This is a genomic window from Psychrobacter sp. 1Y4 (genome assembly GCF_051847555.1).
Map to the genome: position 1 here is coordinate 1 of NZ_JBPYDE010000323.1, position 854 is coordinate 854.

At 34.1% G+C, this 854-nt stretch carries 2 protein-coding genes; both read right to left on the minus strand.

From position 1 onward, the window contains the following. The coding region (locus ACS8FC_RS16065; protein WP_439297506.1) for a glycosyltransferase at positions 1-474 on the minus strand (474 nt) is incomplete at its 3' end. A 105-nt stretch (positions 475-579) separates the two neighbouring features. Next, a partial coding sequence (locus ACS8FC_RS16070; RefSeq protein ID WP_439297507.1) for a glycosyltransferase occupies positions 580-854 on the minus strand: 275 nt, incomplete at its 5' end.

Here is an 854-nt window from a genome sequence, read left to right on the forward strand (position 1 = left end):
CATCCCTCCTTTAGGTACGGCATACCGTGACTCAAAGGAGGCAACTGCTGTATCACTCACGTTAGTACTCACATCAGCTAAGTGATTCGTTATTCGGTAAGCTAGCATACGTAAGACTCCGCCTTCGTTACTATTATGAGCTGTAGATATCAACTTATTCATCGGTGTGATTATTTTGACTAAGCGAGTCAAAATATTTGCATGTACCATATGCGAATGCACAATATCAGGCTGATAGCCTTTAATTGTTTTTGATAATGATATATATGCAGCAGGCAGCGAAACTATGTTGGTTAAGCCAATTTTTATTAACTCAATATCGTTATATTTTGGCCTGGTAAGTATATTACCTACAAAATATGCAATTTTGACTTGATGGCCTTTACTGATCATTTCATCTGCCAAATCACAAACAACTCGTTCAGCGCCGCCTTGTCCTAAGCCTGTGATAACATATAGTATTTTCATCATCATCCTATAGATTTCTTAATTTTTATCGAAAATAGTTATAAAACTTATATGATCTTCCATATATAAATCATTTATAGTCTTAGGTATGTAAATAAATAGCCATATAAGTTAATAATTTCCTTCTAACAATTTAATCCATTTTTTTATTACTTTCTTAGGTTGATAATTTTCAGATTTTTTCTTTCCTATTAAGCCAATTACCTTTCTATCTTCTTTATTCCTTATTAGTTTTATTAATGCTGATGCAAGCTCATCGACATCGTTTTTCGGTGCTAAAATAGAACCTGTATCTGCTAATATCTCTGCAGGACCTGTATCACAATCAAAACTAACGATAGGCAGTCCAAAAGCTAGTGCTTCCAGTAACACCATTGGAAAGCCTT